This window comes from Halomonas sp. AOP5-B2-8 (assembly GCF_052376475.1).
GTDB classification, from domain to species: Bacteria; Pseudomonadota; Gammaproteobacteria; order Pseudomonadales; family Halomonadaceae; genus Vreelandella; species Vreelandella casei.
Map to the genome: position 1 here is coordinate 152,691 of NZ_JBQSVS010000002.1, position 16,229 is coordinate 168,919.

Sequence of the window (16,229 nt, forward strand, 5' to 3'; positions counted from 1 at the left end):
TCCATGTGGATCTATATTGAGTTTTAGCGCGCAGCATATTACAAGTTGAAGGCTACTCAGCGGGCTGCGTTCAAACCGAGAGGAGGGGTTCTCATGCCACAACTAGCAGCCTTCGCAATACTTGTGTTCATTCTTTACATTGGCGATGTTGTCGCTTTACGTACCAAATCCAAGCTGCCTTCCGTTTTTGTATGCGCCGTCTTATTTTTGATCGGTTATTGGACTTTTTTTCCCGAAAATATAGTTGAGATTGCGGGCATTCCAACACCCGTAGTTTATCTCGCTATATATCTGCTAATTACCAATATGGGAACGTTGCTGTCGATCGATGAATTGAAGCGCCAGTGGCGAACGGTCGTCATTGCGCTTTCCGGTATCGCCGGCATAGCAGCAATTCTATTCACTGTGGGACGGCTTTTCCTTGATTACCAAACAGTAATTGTAGCAACTCCTCCACTAACCGGCGGCATTGTGTCCTCACTGATCATGTCGCAGGCGGCTTCTGAGGCCGGTCTCGAAAGCCTTGCGGTGCTTGCTATCCTGATATACGTGATGCAGGGGTTCATCGGCTATCCTCTAACGTCGATGATGCTACAACGAGAAGGGCGTCGCGTTCTCAGCCTTTATCGCGCCGGTCAATGGACAGTCAATGATGCTGCAACCAGTTCGACATCGAATGAAAATCCGATGCCGCGCCTCTTTCAAAAGCTGCCGCCTGCTTATAACACGGTTTACTTCAAGCTTTTCCGGCTAGGGGTTGTTGCCTTTCTGGCGTGGGGTGTAGCTCAACTGCTTCAACCTTTTTTCGATATCAGCCCCTTTGTACTTTGTCTGATTGGTGGCGTACTCGCATCTTCATTTGGCTTTCTCGAACGCCAGCCTCTGCAGTCGGCAAACTCTTTCGGCTTTATCATCATGGTGTTGATGCTGTTTATTTTCGGTGGCCTTAATCGGGCAACACCTGAAATGTTGCTTGATCTCGCAGGGCCCATGTTTGGGGCGATTATTATCGGCATCGTTGGCATGTATATTTTTTCATACATTGCGGGCAAAATTTTTGGGATGACGCCAGCTATGGCCTTTGCCTGCTCACTGACAGCGCTTTATGGGTTCCCCGCGGACTACGTTATTACTAATGAAGTAGTCAACACACTTACCGACGATGAGAAGGAGCGCGCAGCACTTTCTGCACATATGATGCCTTCTATGCTGGTCGCCGGATTCGTTACGGTGACTATGGTGTCCGTTGTTATAGCAGGTATTTTCACAGGATTGATCTAATGACACAGCAGCACATTAATGAATCCCGAGTCCAGGATATGATCGAATGTATAGCGCAATTCACCTCGATACCTGGTAAGGGAACTACTCGACTTACCTACAGTGCAGAGCATAGGGATGTCCGCGATTATCTACTGAGTAAAATGAAAGAGGCAGGGCTTAAGACGAGAGAAGATGCCGTTGGAAATATTTTTGGACGGATTGAAGGTAAAAAACCAGATCTTCCGCCTGTGTTAGTGGGGTCGCACTTCGATTCTGTTCCGAACGGCGGTAGCTTTGATGGCCCGGCTGGGGTGGTCGCCGGACTTGAGACCGCTTTTGTTTTTCAAGAACTTGGCATAAAACCTGAACGGCCTGTCGAAATTATTGCGATGATTGAGGAGGAAGGTGGCCGTTTCGGTAGCGGACTGTTGGGGTCTCGGCTTCTGACGGGGCAGGTCAAACAGCAGGAATTGCATGAACTGAAAGATCAAAATGGAATCTCCGTCGCGCAGGCGATGTCGGACTTTGGGTTAGATCCTTCAAGGTCTGGTGAGGTGGTGCTTTCCGCAGGTTCCCTTCACGCCTTTCTGGAGCTGCATATCGAGCAGGGGCCGGTTCTTGAGCAAAATCAGGAAGACATTGGCATCGTCACAGAGGTTGTCTCGCTGTCGCAGATAGAGGTGACCGTGACCGGCGCGGCGGGCCATGCGGGAACAACTCCCATGAATGCCCGAAAAGATGCGATGGTCGGGGCAGCAACTGTTATCGCTCGGGTTCCTGGTATCGTTGCAGAGGTTGATCAAGCAGCTGTCGGCACTGTCGGGCGTATAGTGGCTCAACCAGGTGGTGCGAATGTCATTCCTAACAGTGTCACTTTCAGCGTCGATATCCGGTCTCCGCAGGCGGAAAACGTTGCCGAGATCAAGGACAAGCTTCGCACAGAGTTGAAGCAACTTTCTGATAGCGGTCTTATATTCGTGATCAACGAGAAGATAACCATTCCGTCCACGCCAATGGCCGAAGAGATTCAGAAACAGTTCACTAAAGATGCCGATGCTAGTGGAATAAAGTGGCGTTGGATGCCCAGTGGTGCAGGGCATGACGCTATGATCTTGTCGAAGATCACGCAGACGGGATTGATCTTCGTTCCGAGCCGCGATGGCATCTCTCATGCGCCTGAGGAATGGACCGACTACGATAAGCTTGCGAAGGGGATTGAGGTGATTTTTCGAACCGCCAAAGCTCTTTCTGAGTGAAAAATATGCATCACTTTAAATTGCGAGATAATAGAAATATGTTGGCTATCTAGGCGGGGCGGCCTTCTTTAGCGGGTAGGGCGCGCACGTACTGGTCGGCTTGGTTGTAGGCCGCCTGCATGGCTTTATCCCACCCTTTGGTTTCAAGCCCTTTGCCGGTTTGCTTGGCTTCCAGCACAAAGGCGCCGCGTTTATATAAATCAATAATACCGCGGTTTTCGCTGCCATCGGGGTTTTGAATATCCACCCGGCGCTCAAAGGTGTAGGCGTTCTCACTGTTGTCTTTGCAGGCGGGCTCGGGCGTGGGCAGCTCAAGCAGTGTGCAAAGCTGTGCAAGAAATAGCTGATAGTTAGCTTTTCGGTCCCGATGGTGTGCTGCCAGCGCTCAATAAACACATTAACGACATCATTGCTGGCAATGGGGCTGGCGCTTCAAGCATCAACGGGGTTCCTTTGAGGCAGGGGTATGGGGCCGAGTTAAGCAGGGTTAGATGTTAGCATGTTTAATGAAAATGACGGGATGGCCTGAGCATTTCAGAGCCTCGCTAAATAATCGTTGACTTCCTAATATGTTGGTCTTATAAACGCCAGACAACCCCTTGCTTTAGGCCCCCATGTTCCTCCTGATCTCGATTGCCACGCTTTCGATTGCTCTCTCTTTTCTATGTTCCATCCTTGAAGCAGCGCTACTCTCTATTACGCCTAGCCATATCGCTAAGCTAAAAGAAGATAATCCGAAATTACACGCCTCGCTGACGAAGCTAAAAACGAATATTGACCGGCCACTGGCGGCTATTTTGACGCTCAACACGATTGCCCATACCGTTGGCGCAACGGCGGTGGGTGCCCAGGCCGCGGTGGTGTTCGGTGAAGCCTCAATCGCCCTGGTGTCTGCGGTGATGACGATGCTGATTTTGGTGCTTTCGGAGATCATTCCGAAGACTATTGGCGCGACTTACTGGCGTGGTTTATCGCCTTTTCTGCCGCGCTTTTTGAAGCCGATGATTCTCTGCTTGCTACCCTTTATATGGATGTCGGAGCAGATTACGCGCCGGCTAGGTAAGTCAGAGCACGACGTTGATCTGCGCGATGAAATTAAAGTGCTGGCTCGGGTAGGTCTTGAAGAAAATGTTCTGGATGCGGACGAGTCGCGCACCATTATTAATGTGCTTAACTTGCACGATATTGTTGTAAACAACGCCATGACCCCGCGCACGGTGTGTCAAACGGTGCTGCCGAACATGACGGTTGAAGTGTTTGACGAGCAGTATGGTAAAGCGCCGTTTACCCGCTTCCCGGTGATGGATAACGGCGAGCAGGCCTTTGGCTATGTGCATAAATCAGACATGTACCATGCCGATGACACTAAAACCATGCGCGAACTGATGCACCCGATTGGCAGCGTGGATGTATCGCAGAATGTAGAGCAAGTATTTACATCGATGTTGAAAGATCACCTGCACATGCGCGTGGTTTACGATGAGCACGGCACCTTTGTCGGTTTGATTACCTTAGAGGATATTATTGAAACGATCCTCGGCCGGGACATTGTGGATGAGACCGACCACGTCGATAACCTGCGCCAGTATGCCAAACAGCGCTGGTTAAAGCGCATTAAAACTGAAGATAAAAGTAAAAAATAACCAAATAAACAGACGGTTACATGTGTGGTGTTTGTAATGACGGTGCTTTCGAGCACCGTTTTTCTATGCTGGATACGGTGATTGAGAGCCGAGGTATGCGCGCTAGTCGAAAACATCAGGAACCCTGTAAAGATATTGACTGTCTTAGCGCTAAATGTTCTATATTAGGTGTGTTGAAAGATCTATAAAGAATTAAGGTGCTAAATACCCCTAAGCTAAATGTCTACTAAGGAGTAGCGCATGTCATTACGTATCAATGCAGTTGTCCCGGATTTTAAAGCGGACTCTAGCCAAGGCCCGATCAGCTTCCATGAGTGGATTGGCGACAGCTGGGCGATCTTGTTTTCACACCCTAAAGATTTTACGCCAGTGTGCACCACCGAGTTTGGCGCCGTTGCGCAGCTAAGCGCTGAGTGGGAAAAGCGCGCTACGAAAGTAATCGGTGTCTCGGTGGATGGCGTTGAAGATCATAAGCGTTGGGCGACAGATATTGAGACCTACAGCGGCAGTAAAGTCGGTTTTCCGATCATCGCTGACGACAGCCTAAATGTTTCCAAACTGTTCGATATGCTGCCCGCAGAAGCCTATTTGCCCGATGGCCGTACGCCAGCAGATAGCGCCACGGTGCGCTCAGTATTTATCATTGGTCCGGATAAGCAGCTAAAGCTGTCAATGACTTATCCGATGTCAGTGGGGCGTAACTTCGCAGAAATTCTGCGTGCGCTAGATGCATTGCAGGCCACAGCTAAACACGGTGTTGCTACGCCAGCCGATTGGACCGTGGGCCAAGATGTCATTATTCCGCCGAGCGTTTCGGATGAAGATGCCAAGCAGAAGTTTGGTGAGTTTAGTGCCGTGCTGCCGTATTTGCGTAAGACTACTCTGCGCTAACGAGTTGTGGCGCTGTGTTAACTATAACGGTGGTACTGCGTTAAACGACAACGTATTGTGCGCGTCTACTTCTTTATTGATCGCTCACCGGGCTTGTGCTGTCCATGGAAAATACGTTGTTGTTAGGATTTTTAGGTAGTTTAGTCGCCGGCCTTTTAACCGCCGTAGGGGCACTACCGGTGTTGCTTGGCAAAACGCCTAGTCGCGGCTTTCGTGACCTGGCGTTGGGCTTTGCCGCCGGGGTTATGCTGGCGGCGTCGTTCTTTTCGCTGATTATTCCCGCACTGGATGCTGCCGAGATCTACTACTCCGGCGGCCCGGTGCCGGCGGCGATTGTCTGTATTGCTATCTTGCTCGGTATGGGCGCTATCGCGCTGCTGAACGAGCATTTACCTCACGAGCATTTTGCCCAAGGTCGAGAAGGGCCAGAAGCTGCATCGCTGCGCCGGGTCTGGCTGTTTGTATTCGCTATTACTATCCACAACTTGCCAGAAGGTATGGCGGTAGGGGTTGGTTTTGGTGCTAATGGGCTGGAAGGCGGTATGCCGCTGGCCATCGGTATTGGGCTCCAAAATATGCCGGAAGGCCTTGCCGTCGCGGTTGCCTTAATGGGGGAGGGTTACTCGAAGTGGCGCTCCTGGTCGATTGCCGCGCTGACCGGTCTAATCGAGCCCATTGGCGGCCTTTTCGGCGCGAGTATCATCAGCGTTTCTCAAATTCTGCTGCCCTGGGGCCTAGCGTTTGCCGCCGGCGCTATGCTGTACGTCATCAGCCATGAAATCATTCCTGAAACGCACCGTTGCGGCCATCAGAAAAAAGCCACCTTTGGATTGGCAATGGGCCTCGTCATTATGCTGTTTTTGGATGTATGGCTGGGCTAGTTAAGCGTTAGCGTAAAACATCGGCACCGCCGTGTGGTCCCGCTTGGTGGCATAGGCGGTGGTCGCTGAGTACATCAATAATATGGCAATGGCCAATATTGCCTCCTTCGCACTGATGAATCATGCGAGTGAGCTCATCGCGTACCGCGGTCAGTCTCGCGAGCCGCGCCTCAACCTCGGCTAAGTGGCGCTTTGCCAGGGTGTCCACTTCTTCGCATGGCATCGTGGGGTGGTCTGCCATTTGTAATAACTCGCGTACCGCCTCAACTGAAAAACCAAAGTCACGGGCGTGACGAATGAACGTCAGCCGGCGGATGGCGGTGGCTGTATAGCGGCGCTGATTGCCTTCATTACGAGGCGCTGAAGGCAGCAGCCCGATACCTTCGTAATAGCGCACCGTTTCGGGCTTACAGCCTGACTGGCGTGCCAGCTCACCAATACCAATATATTGCTCTGCATTCGCTGGTGGTGGATTTTGATCTGCCATTGCTTGACCCTCTAGTCGCTATAGGTATTAAGCTCTTAAGATAGACGAATCTGGAGCACCATGCGATGAGCGACATTCCACTAGCTAAAAATCAACCGTTCACCTTACGCGTGCAAGGCATGGACTGCGGTGGCTGCGAGCGTAAAGTGGAGTCAGCGTTAAAGCGCTTACGTTACGTTGAGTCGGTCTCAGCGAGCGCCGTGGCGGGATCGGTTCAGTTGACCGCTCAAGACGGCGACGTTTTATTGCGCCAAGAGATTGAGTCTACGATTACGGCCTTGGGCTACCGCATTATTGACGAAACGAGTGCGGCTCATGACGCTGGGGAAGCTACTCCTTGGTGGCAGTCGCCCAAAGGGCGTTTAGTGATCGTTAGTGGTGCCTTGCTGACGCTGGCTTGGGTGCTGAAGTTTGTGTGGCCTGATTTAGGCACATGGCCCTTTGTCGCCGCGACCGTTGTTGGCCTTGTGCCGATTGTGCAGCGCGCGTGGCAAGCGCTCAGATTAGGCAATCCTTTCACTATTGAAATGCTAATGAGCATTGCCGCGCTGGGGGCATTGGCGATCAACGCCGCCGCCGAAGCCGCAGTAGTGGTGTTTTTGTTTGCGGTGGGCGAGATGCTGGAGGGTGTTGCCGCTGCCCAGGCGCGGCGCAGTATTTCTGCGCTCTCAAAGCTGACCCCTTCTACCGCGCGCCTATTAGAGCAAGGTGAAGCGCGTGAGGTCTCCGCTGCCTCTCTTGTGCCCGGCCAGCGGGTGCAAGTCCGCCCTGGCGACCGGCTGCCCTGCGATGGAACAATTGTCGATGGCCGTTCGCATATCGATGAGTCGCCGGTGAATGGAGAGTCGATGCCGCGAGAGCGGGAGCAGGGCGAGTCAGTGTTTGCCGGCACCGTAAACCTTGATGGCGTGCTAGAAGTTGAGGTAACCCGCAGCGCTGAAAATAACACTATCGCCCGCGTGATTAAGCTAGTGGAAGAAGCTCAGGCGGCTAAAGCGCCGGTCGCGCGCTTTATTGATCGCTTTGCCTTTTTCTATATGCCCGCTGTCGTTGCCGTGGCGCTGCTGGTTGCGATTGTGCCGCCGCTTGTCTCGTCGATGCTCTGGTCAGAGTCTATTTATCGTGCGCTAGCCCTGCTGCTAATAGCTTGCCCGTGCGCGCTGGTGATTTCGACGCCTGCGGCGATTGCTGCGGGGCTGTCGGTGGGCGCAAGAAACGGCCTACTAATGAAAGGCGGCGCGGTACTGGAACAGCTAGGCAAGCTCAAGCGGGTGGCGTTGGATAAAACCGGCACGCTTACCGCAGGAATGCCCACTGTCACGGATGTGGAAGGGCTTGAGGCTGACAGTAGTGGTGCCGATGTTCTACGCCTAGCCGCCGCGCTTGAGCAAGGGTCGAGCCATCCGCTCGCCGTTGCGATTGGTAACTATGCTCGGCATCAAGGTGTACAGGTGCCCGCAGTTCAGGCGGGGCATGCCCTATCAGGGCAGGGCGTTGCCGGGCAGGTAGAAGGGCGAGAATTAATGCTGGTTAGCCCGCGCTATCTGCAGCGCTTTGCTGCCCGCCCCAGTGGTTGGGATGCGCGTATTGAGGCGCTGGAAACCCAGGGCAAAAGTCTTGCCGTACTGCTGGAGAATGAGCAGCCCTTAGGCTTAATCGCCTTGCGTGACGAGCCTCGCGAAGATGCACGCAGCGGCCTTCAAGCGTTAGAGCGCCTGGGCGTGTCTGTCGTTATGCTCAGTGGTGACAATGCCCGCACGGTGGCCGCCATCGGTGAGCAGCTGGGAATTGAGGCCGAAGGCGAGCTGATGCCTGAAGATAAGGCTCAGCGAGTGCGTCAGTGGCAGGCCCAAGGGCTGGGGCCGGTCGGTAAAGTAGGCGATGGTATTAACGATGCGCCGGCGCTCGCCGCGGCTGAGGTGGGCATTGCCATGGGCAGTGGCACCGATGTGGCGCTTGAAACCGCCGATGCGGCGCTGCTTAAAAACCGTGTAAGAGGGATTGCTGAAATGATCTCACTCTCACGGGCGACCATGCGTAATGTCAAAACCAATGTGGTGCTAGCACTGGGTTTTAAAGCATTTTTTCTAGTCTCTACCGCGCTGGGTATCACCGGTATGTGGATTGCCGTTATGGCTGACACCGGGGCAACTGTTCTGGTTACGCTCAACGCGCTGTACTTATTGCGTTATCGTTTTAACGACATTAGCTAGCGCTAACATACTCCACTAGCGCTTGGGCGAGGAAGTCGGTGGCGCTGCTTGCTCGCCAATGTTTGCCTTGGGTGCAGTGAGTGGGAATTGCTGGTAAGATTTCGCGGTCTATCCACAGGCACCCACAAGTACCATGGACAGGGGATAGGCGTTTTCTTAGCAGCCAGGCATAACGGTAATGACCCGCTCAAACATGACCCGCCTAAAGATAGTATTGGCGCTACCTACATCAGGGCTGATGACTCCGCCCTAGGTTTCCCTCCCCATGCGATACGCCCCGGCAAATCTTGCTGTTACGGCGTTGCGGCAAGCTATTGTTTTTTTTCCGCCTAATGGGCGGGTTTCAGTATTCGATTCCGTCGTTAATGACGTTGTAACCCCAGCGAGCGACGTTTGTTGTGCGCATATTGCGGCGTCACTTCGGCCAGCGGATCGGCTTATCTAGTATTTCAACGGTGGACTCCCATGGCTCTTTTTCGTAAGCAAGAATGGTTTTCCAATATCAAAGGCGACACGCTTTCGGGCATCGTGGTCGCTCTCGCGCTTATTCCTGAGGCAATTGCTTTTTCCATTATTGCCGGCGTCGATCCTAAAGTGGGTCTTTACGCTTCTTTCTGTATCGCGGTGGTGATTGCATTTGCCGGCGGTCGGCCGGGGATGATTTCAGCGGCTACCGGCGCCATGGCGCTTTTAATGGTAACGCTGGTGAAAGAGCATGGGCTTGAATATCTGCTGGCGGCAACGCTGCTAACCGGCGTGCTGCAAATTGTGGCAGGCTACCTAAAGCTTGCCGATCTAATGCGCTTTGTATCGCGCTCGGTGGTCACCGGGTTCGTCAACGCGCTGGCCATTCTCATTTTTATGGCGCAGCTGCCTGAGCTGACTAACGTGACGTGGCATGTCTACGTCATGACTGCCGCGGGCTTGGGCATTATCTATCTGTTCCCTTACTTGCCGATGATCGGCAAAGCAATCCCGTCTCCGCTGGTATGTATTGTGGTACTTACCATCGTTTATATGCTGACTGGCATGGATATTCGCAGCGTTGGTGATATGGGTGAACTGCCGGACACCTTGCCCATATTCCTGTGGCCAGACGTGCCGCTAACGCTAGACACGCTGTGGATTATTTTACCTTACGCGCTAATGCTGAGCGTGGTGGGCTTATTGGAGTCGATGATGACCGCCACTATTGTCGATGATTTGACCGATACGCCAAGTAATAAAAATCGCGAGTGTAAGGGGCAAGGGCTAGCCAATATTGGTGCCGGCTTGATGGGCGGAATGGCCGGCTGTGCGATGATTGGTCAGTCGGTGATTAACATTAAATCCGGCGGTCGGACTCGGCTGTCTACGCTGATTGCTGGCGTTGTGCTGTTAATGATGGTGGTATTTCTAGCCGACTGGGTCTCGCAAATTCCCATGGCCGCGTTAGTCGCGGTCATGATTATGGTCTCTATCGGAACCTTTAGCTGGGAATCGATTCGCGATCTTAGCAAGAATCCGATAAGCACCAATATCGTTATGCTGGCGACCGTTGCCGTTACGGTCAGTACGCATAATCTAGCTATCGGCGTATTTGTGGGCGTACTGCTGGCTGCGCTGTTCTTTGCTAATAAAGTCGGCAATATTCTGTATGTCGGTTCCAAAGAAACGAAGGTCGGCAGGTCGCGCGAGTATCAGGTCGTGGGCCAGGTGTTCTTTGCTTCTTCAGAGCGTTTTACAAATGCATTCGATCTCAAGGAAAGCATTGATAGCGTTACGATTGATCTTTCTAGAGCGCATTTTTGGGATGTGACCGCTGTGCAGGCGCTTGATCGGGTTGTCATTAAGTTTCGCCGAGAGGGTACAGACGTCGCGCTTGTTGGGTTGTCTGAAGCAAGTGCAACCGTCGTTGACCGCTATGCTATTCACAACGATCCGGTAGCCGTTGAGCAGCTGATGGGCGGCCACTAAGCCAACAGGGAGAACACAATGACTGATCAAGTAATGGCCGCCATTGACGGCTCGTCGTTTTCCGAGGGCGTTTGCGACTATGCCGTTTGGGCGAGCCAAGCGCTGGCATCGCCTTTGAACCTGCTACACGTAGTCGACAATCATTCCCCGGTGACCGGCAGCAAGGATTTCTCAGGTAATTTACATCTTGGCGACCGCGAGCGATTGCTGGAAGAGCTTTCGGCGGTTGATGAGCAGCGCGCTAAAGTGAATCGTGAGCTGGGTCAACAAATGTTAGCGAGCGCCAAAGCGCGGGCGATTGACGGTGGCGCGGCGGAGCCCGTTACTCGGCAGTTGAACGGTACGCTGGTCGACACTCTCGTCGGCCTGGAACAAGAGATGCGCCTACTCGTGATAGGTAAATGCGGCGCAGCGGGCCATTCTGCGAGCGGGCACTTAGGCGCTAATCTGGAGCAAGTAGTGCGTGAAATGCACCGACCAATTCTGATGGTGCCGAAAACCTATCAGCGGCCCGAAAAGATATTGATGGCGTTTGACGGCAGCAAAACGGCTCGTAAGGGTATCGAGATGCTGGCGAAAAGTCCGCTATTTAACGGCATTGCCTGCCATATTTTGATTGTTGGCGCAGACACCGCAGAAAATCGCGCTCAGTTAACCTGGGCGCAGGCTACGCTGCGTGACGCGGGCCATGAAGCGCAAGGGGCGATCCGCCCGGGTGAAGTGAATAAAACCCTGCAGGGCTATGAAAAAGAGCACGGCATTGATCTGCTCGTCATGGGCGCCTACGGCCATTCACGCCTTCGACATTTGTTGATAGGCAGCACCACAACGGCCATGCTGCGTGGCAGCCGCATTCCCATTTTAATACTGCGTTAAAGCATTCTTTTTAAGCCGGCCTTCGTATGCGTTGGCTGGTTTTTTTATGCCCGCTATTTGGTGTCCGGCAACAGTTTACTAGGCACCCAGCGTAGGTAGGCCACCATGCCAAACAGTTCTACCAACGATTGAAATACAATTACCACGACCGCGGCCTGCCAAGCATTAGGCAGCGACAGCGCGATAGGTAGCATGACAAAAGAGTTGCGCGTACCGAAGCTAAAGACCAGCGTTCTGGCGCTCGCGATTGGCAGTCTAAATAGGCGGCCAAGCCCTTTACCCAGCAGTGCCGCAAAGGTTAAAAAGCCTATAAAAATAAACACAACCTGCAATAGCACTGAGCTTAGTCCAATCACCGTATTAATCTGCGAGGCCGCGATAATAAACACCACGAGCGCCAGAAGCGGCACCGGCAGCAGCCCAAGATATTGAACGGCACGTTTGGCGATAGGGTGGCGCTGGGAGATATGCCCGGTTAGCCAGGCTAGCACTAACGGTAGGAGGATAAGACCGAAAAAGGCACTGAGCAGCGGTTTAGAAAGTGCTAGCTGGAACCACTCACGGCCTAAAAAAAGCCACAGATACGCAGGCAATGCGATCATTTGCACCAGCAGCAACAGCGGCGTGGCGGCGACCGCTTTAGCGGTATCGCCCTTGCCTATATGTGTGAAGGTAATAAACCAATCGGTGCAGGGCACCAGTAGCACCAGCAGCATGCCCGCCAGCACGGCGGGAGAGAGCGGAATCCACATCACGATAAGGGCTAAAAAAGCGGGAATAGCAACAAAATTACCGATCATCAGCGCTGTCATAAAGCGCTTATCTTTTATACTGCGGGAAATGTGCAGCAGCGGGATTTGCGTGAAGGTGGCGTAAAGCAGTGTTCCCAGCAAGGGCCACAGCAGTGGCTCAAGGGGCCTGGCCGTGTTTGGCGTGGCGATGCCAAGTGCTAATCCTAAGCCAATAAATAACAGATATAGCCAGGACTGGTGCCTTTCCATCTGGTCGCGCATTACGAGCGGCGCCCTTGTGATGCCATACGCTCGCCCAGTAGCGCCGCCCCGAGCCAAAGCGGAACGCTCACCGCTACATAAAGCAAGGCCAACGTAACATGGTGTGTTTGGATAAGATGAAGGGTTTCCAAACTGAACAGTGAAAAGGTTGTGAATCCGCCGCAAAAACCCGCAATAAGAAAGGGTTGCCAGCGTGCAATACGTCCATGTGAACGCCGAGTAGCGGTCGCTGCCAGCCAGCCGATTAACCAAGAACCCGCAACATTAACCACCAGTGTACCCAGCGGAAAGTAACTGCCCAAGGTGGCCAGCGCGCTGAGTGAAACAGCGTAGCGCAACGCACAGCCAAGGCCACAGCCTAGCCCAACCGCTAAATAGCACATCAGCATGGCATTCATATGCTGCCTCCGGCTAGCTGCCAGCCGACGTACACCCCGACTAACCCCAGTAGCACTGTAGCCACAATATTAACGGCGGCTTGAGCTACGTTGCCGCGCTGCCAAAGCTCAAGCGTTTGCAGACTAAAAGAGGATACCGTGGTATAGCCGCCCAGTACGCCGACCACGACGACCAGCCATAGCGAGTTGTCGGCTGCAGCGTCCGGCAAGCCAAGCGTGCCGAGTAGCCAGCCAGCGGCGATTGAGCCACTCAGATTGACGGCCAGTGTGCCCCATGGAAAAGCGCTGCCTAAATGCTTAGCGAGAAAGCTGGAAATAGCAAAACGCCCCATGCCGCCAACGGCACCGCCCAGTGCCACCAGCAGCATGTTTACGATTGCCTGCCCCATACTGCCTCCTTAGCCACCTAAACTGTTAGATGGCTAAGTTTAGCATGCGCATACCGCTATATATGCAACGGCTGATATAGAGCATGGCGCTAACGCCTGCAGGTGAAAAATAACTAAGCCAATTCACGCTCAGCTTTATGAGAGGCGGCCGTATTGGCTGGATTAGCCGCTAGATTGATACCTGAAATCAGTGCTTTCAGCGAGGCGCTGACCGTATCGCTATCTTCGGCAACGGCGCAGACCCGCTGACCATCGATATTCAGTTGTACAAAGGCAATGGCGTTAGCCTCACTGCTGGCGCCCAGCGAGTGTTCGCTGTAATCAAGAATACTCACGCTGCTACCCGAGTGGGTTTGCCACGCATCGGTGAAGGCCGACATGGCACCATTGCCTTTGCCAGAAAGGCGTAGCGGCTTGTCACCCTCGCGCAGCGTGACTTCAATGCCTTCTTGTTGGCCTTTAGAAAGGCGATAATCGCCCAGCGAGAGCGGCGCTTCCTGGGTGAATTGATTGAACATTACTTGGCGAATCATGGCGCTTGATAGCTCACTGGCGCGCTGTTCACTTTCCTGCTGCACATAGGGAGCCAAGGCCAACATCATCCAGCGTGGCAGGTTAATGCCATAATCGCGCTCAAGCAGGAACGCCATGCCGCCTTTACCTGACTGGCTGTTGACGCGAATGACCGCCTGATAATCGCGGCCAATGTCGTGGGGGTCGATGGGCAGGTAGGCCACTTGCCACGGCTCGTCGGGCTTTTGGTGCTTTAAGGATTTGCGGATCGCATCCTGATGACTGCCTGAAAAGGCGGTGTAAACCATCTCACCCACCCAGGGGTGGCGTGGGTGTATCGCAATGCCCGTACATTCGTTGACTACCTGAATGATTTCATCAGGGTTAGACAAGTCAAGCTCGGGGTCAATGCCCTGGCTGTAAAGGTTCATCGCCAGCGTGACGATATCCATGTTGCCCGTGCGCTCGCCGTTACCCAACAGCGTGCCTTCTACACGTTCAGCACCGGCTAGCAGGGCGAGCTCGGCGGAGGCCGCTGCACCGCCGCGGTCATTGTGGGTATGTACAGATATGATCACGCTGTCGCGACGACTGATGTTCTGGCAGAAATACTCAATCTGATCGGCATGGTGATGAGGGCCCGCCACCTCCACCGTGGTGGGAAGATTGAGAATGCACTTGTTATCAGGCGTTGGCTGCCATACATCCATTACCGCTTCGCAGATCGCCAGCGAGAAATCGATCTCAGTGCTGGAGAAGCTTTCCGGGGTATATTCAAAACACCACTGAATATCAGGGTAGCGATCGGCATAGGTTTTAACCCACGTAGCTCCCTGAACGGCGATATCGACAATGCCCGCGCGATCCATTTCAAATACGCGTTCGCGCTGAATAGTCGAGGTCGAATTATACAGGTGAACAATGGCGCGTTTTGCGCCCACCAGTGAAGCAAACGTCTTTTCAATTAAGTGTTCACGACACTGAACCAGTACCGCAATAGTGACATCGTCAGGAATTTGGTCTTCATCGATTAGCCAGCGCACGAAGTCGTAGTCGGGCTGGCTAGCCGAAGGAAAACCTACCATGACCTCTTTGATGCCTACTTTTACGATCTGGTGCCAGAGGCGTTGCTTCTGCTCAACGGTCATCGGTTCAAGCAGCGCCTGGTTCCCGTCGCGTAGATCTTCACTCACCCAAATCGGCGCATGGTCAAGATCACGATCTGGCCATTGGCGATTGAAGGCGGGAACGCGGGGGGCAGGGCGATATTTGCGATGATCGAAAGCAGACATAGTGATCTTCCTGAAAGTAACCGTTAAATGGATATCGGCTGCGGGTAACGTAAGCCGTTGTTCATCAGTGCTAAGCATCACGGGGGTACTGAAAAGCCGCACTGACGTCGTGACTGCTTTTGGCAGCATACACAGTGTAAATGATCTGCGCCGATAGTTTGTTGCGAAGATGTGTACGTAGAGAGGATAATTGGCAGCTTATATCTTTAAATAATGCTTATTTGGCAGGAGATGCTGGTTATGGCCGTGACGCCGCTTGCTCTGGATCGTTTTGACCGACATATATTAAATATTGTTCAGCAGGAGGGGCGTATCAGTAATCAGGAATTAGCCGATCGTATCGGACTTTCGCCCTCGCCCTGTTTACGCCGGGTGCGTGCGCTGGAAGAAAACGGTTTGATACGCCAGTATCGCGCAGAAGTCGATGCGCGTCAGCTTGGCTACCAGCTAATGGCGCTCTTACATATTTCCATGGACCAACACACGCCTGAACGCTTTGATAACTTCGAACGCCACATCCGTGAGGTTCCTAACGTCATTGAATGTTTGATCATTACCGGTCAAGCCGCTGACTTTCAGCTCAAGTTATTAGTGCGCGATATGGACGATTATCAGCACCTGCTGCTGCACGTGATTAACCGTATTGAGGGCGTGACGGGCGCGCATACCAGCTTTGTGCTGCGACGTGTCTTTGAGCATCGGCCGGTGCCGACGGACCATCTTGGGTAATAAACCATGGTCAATGACAAGCGCATCGGTTTAAACTGATTTTTTTCAACCGGTTAGGAGTTTGCACTATGACTATTCAGCGTCACGATACGAAAGCCCGCATGAGCCGTGCCGTTATTCACCAGGGTGTTGCATATCTGTGTGGCCAAGTATGTGGCCCCGAGGTTCGCAATGGCGATATTACGGCCCAAACAGAAAGCATGCTGGCGCGTGTAGACGCACTGTTGAAAGAGATTAAGAGCAGCCGTGAGCAGCTGCTGAGCGCCACCATTTATCTAAAAGAGGGCAGTGACTTTGCCGCCATGAACGACGTGTGGGATGCCTGGGTGCCAGAAGGTTACGCACCGGCCCGCACTTGCGTGTGTGCACCGATGCCGGCCGATGAGCTGAAAGTTGAAATTACCGTTACCGTCGCTGTGAGCTGATAAC

At 53.1% G+C, this 16,229-nt stretch carries 16 protein-coding genes; 10 read left to right on the top strand and 6 right to left on the bottom strand.

Annotated features, from left to right (window positions below):
* Positions 1 to 93: 93 nt before the first annotated feature.
* Together ACT3RP_RS05360 and ACT3RP_RS05365 are read left to right on the top strand one after the other, a co-directional pair.
* Entirely contained in the window at positions 94 to 1,281 is a 1,188-nt protein-coding gene (locus tag ACT3RP_RS05360) for a hypothetical protein (protein WP_096278435.1), read from the top strand.
* The gene (locus ACT3RP_RS05365; protein ID WP_483393407.1) at positions 1,281 to 2,519 is read left to right on the top strand and encodes a Zn-dependent hydrolase; all 1,239 of its coding nucleotides are present in this window, start codon (positions 1,281 to 1,283) and stop codon (positions 2,517 to 2,519) included. The genes ACT3RP_RS05360 and ACT3RP_RS05365 overlap by 1 nt, the downstream gene beginning before the upstream one ends.
* A gap of 49 nt (positions 2,520 to 2,568) precedes the next feature.
* Here ACT3RP_RS05365 and ACT3RP_RS05370 read toward each other — a convergent pair whose 3' ends face one another.
* A complete protein-coding gene (locus tag ACT3RP_RS05370) occupies positions 2,569 to 2,901 on the bottom strand; it encodes a type IIL restriction-modification enzyme MmeI (RefSeq protein WP_318781522.1) in 333 nt (110 codons plus the stop codon).
* Between the two features lie 232 nt (positions 2,902 to 3,133).
* Between ACT3RP_RS05370 and ACT3RP_RS05375 the strand changes: the two genes are divergently transcribed.
* The 3 genes from ACT3RP_RS05375 (at position 3,134) to ACT3RP_RS05385 (ending at position 5,934) form a co-directional block, all read left to right on the top strand.
* On the top strand, positions 3,134 to 4,162 hold the full coding sequence (locus ACT3RP_RS05375; RefSeq protein WP_096278439.1) for a CNNM domain-containing protein: 1,029 nt from the start codon (positions 3,134 to 3,136) through the stop codon (positions 4,160 to 4,162).
* A 240-nt stretch (positions 4,163 to 4,402) separates the two neighbouring features.
* Positions 4,403 to 5,053, top strand: coding sequence for a peroxiredoxin (locus ACT3RP_RS05380; RefSeq protein WP_483393408.1), 651 nt, complete (start codon positions 4,403 to 4,405; stop codon positions 5,051 to 5,053).
* Positions 5,054 to 5,157: 104 nt separating this feature from the next.
* Positions 5,158 to 5,934 (top strand): ZIP family metal transporter, encoded by a 777-nt coding sequence (locus ACT3RP_RS05385; RefSeq protein WP_441684281.1) that lies wholly within the window; start codon positions 5,158 to 5,160, stop codon positions 5,932 to 5,934.
* Positions 5,935 to 5,941: 7 nt separating this feature from the next.
* On the opposite strand, the gene ACT3RP_RS05390 is transcribed toward ACT3RP_RS05385, so the two are convergent.
* The gene (locus ACT3RP_RS05390; RefSeq protein ID WP_096278445.1) at positions 5,942 to 6,421 is read right to left on the bottom strand and encodes a MerR family transcriptional regulator; all 480 of its coding nucleotides are present in this window, start codon (positions 6,419 to 6,421) and stop codon (positions 5,942 to 5,944) included.
* Positions 6,422 to 6,486: 65 nt separating this feature from the next.
* On the opposite strand from ACT3RP_RS05390, the gene ACT3RP_RS05395 reads away from it, so the two are divergent.
* The 3 genes from ACT3RP_RS05395 to ACT3RP_RS05405 all read left to right on the top strand — a co-directional run bounded on the left by ACT3RP_RS05395 (position 6,487) and on the right by ACT3RP_RS05405 (position 11,466).
* On the top strand, positions 6,487 to 8,634 hold the full coding sequence (locus tag ACT3RP_RS05395; RefSeq protein WP_483393409.1) for a heavy metal translocating P-type ATPase: 2,148 nt from the start codon (positions 6,487 to 6,489) through the stop codon (positions 8,632 to 8,634).
* 465 nt (positions 8,635 to 9,099) lie between these two features.
* Entirely contained in the window at positions 9,100 to 10,590 is a 1,491-nt protein-coding gene (locus ACT3RP_RS05400) for a SulP family inorganic anion transporter (protein ID WP_483393410.1), read from the top strand.
* An 18-nt stretch (positions 10,591 to 10,608) separates the two neighbouring features.
* Positions 10,609 to 11,466: a universal stress protein gene (locus ACT3RP_RS05405; protein WP_441684279.1), complete on the top strand. Its 858-nt coding sequence runs from the start codon at positions 10,609 to 10,611 to the stop codon at positions 11,464 to 11,466.
* A gap of 53 nt (positions 11,467 to 11,519) precedes the next feature.
* Here the strand turns inward: ACT3RP_RS05405 and ACT3RP_RS05410 are convergent, their stop codons facing one another.
* The 4 genes from ACT3RP_RS05410 to ACT3RP_RS05425 form a co-directional block, all read right to left on the bottom strand.
* Positions 11,520 to 12,479, bottom strand: coding sequence for an arsenic resistance protein (locus ACT3RP_RS05410; protein WP_483393411.1), 960 nt, complete (start codon positions 12,477 to 12,479; stop codon positions 11,520 to 11,522).
* A complete protein-coding gene (locus ACT3RP_RS05415) occupies positions 12,479 to 12,877 on the bottom strand; it encodes a fluoride efflux transporter FluC (protein WP_096278456.1) in 399 nt (132 codons plus the stop codon). Before ACT3RP_RS05415 ends, ACT3RP_RS05410 begins: the two co-directional genes overlap by 1 nt.
* On the bottom strand, positions 12,874 to 13,266 hold the full coding sequence (crcB, locus tag ACT3RP_RS05420; RefSeq protein WP_096278458.1) for a fluoride efflux transporter CrcB: 393 nt from the start codon (positions 13,264 to 13,266) through the stop codon (positions 12,874 to 12,876). Before crcB ends, ACT3RP_RS05415 begins: the two co-directional genes overlap by 4 nt.
* 113 nt (positions 13,267 to 13,379) lie before the next feature.
* Positions 13,380 to 15,071 (bottom strand): 2-isopropylmalate synthase, encoded by a 1,692-nt coding sequence (locus ACT3RP_RS05425; RefSeq protein ID WP_096278461.1) that lies wholly within the window; start codon positions 15,069 to 15,071, stop codon positions 13,380 to 13,382.
* A gap of 240 nt (positions 15,072 to 15,311) precedes the next feature.
* On the opposite strand from ACT3RP_RS05425, the gene ACT3RP_RS05430 reads away from it, so the two are divergent.
* Complete coding sequence (locus tag ACT3RP_RS05430; protein WP_096282301.1) at positions 15,312 to 15,800, top strand: Lrp/AsnC family transcriptional regulator; 489 nt, start codon at positions 15,312 to 15,314, stop codon at positions 15,798 to 15,800.
* Positions 15,801 to 15,868: 68 nt separating this feature from the next.
* The gene (locus tag ACT3RP_RS05435) at positions 15,869 to 16,225 is read left to right on the top strand and encodes a RidA family protein (protein WP_441669875.1); all 357 of its coding nucleotides are present in this window, start codon (positions 15,869 to 15,871) and stop codon (positions 16,223 to 16,225) included.
* The last annotated feature ends 4 nt before the right edge of the window (positions 16,226 to 16,229 follow it).